Raw genomic sequence first — 275 nt, 5'->3', positions numbered from 1 at the left:
CTGGGCCAGCAGATCCGAGCCGAGCCGCTTCGGGTCGACCGCACCACCGATATTGACGCTGTTGCCCAGCTCGGCGTAGCGCCAGCGCTGCGTCAGCGTCCGTGGGTCGTAGCCGCCGGTGATCTGCAGGACCGCTTTGCGGATTTCTGGCGCGGTGAGGATACGGGCGTTGCAGTCGGCGTCCTCGAGCGCGCGCATGATCCGCTGGGTCGCAATCGTCACCGCACGGGACGCGCCGTCGTTTCCGCCACCACGTCGTTCAGCCGCACCGGGGC

At 69.1% G+C, this 275-nt stretch carries 1 protein-coding gene; it reads right to left on the bottom strand.

The window, feature by feature from the left end; all coding sequences use genetic code 11:
* Positions 1-275: type VII secretion protein EccE (locus tag GV790_RS30230; RefSeq protein ID WP_163818208.1), on the bottom strand; the 275-nt coding region annotated here is incomplete at both ends.

The sequence above is a fragment of the Nocardia cyriacigeorgica genome (assembly GCF_010858045.1).
Taxonomy (GTDB): Bacteria; Actinomycetota; Actinomycetes; order Mycobacteriales; family Mycobacteriaceae; genus Nocardia; species Nocardia cyriacigeorgica_E.
The sequence above is the reverse complement of the archived record's forward strand: the minus strand, read 5'-3'. Positions and strand labels throughout refer to the sequence as shown.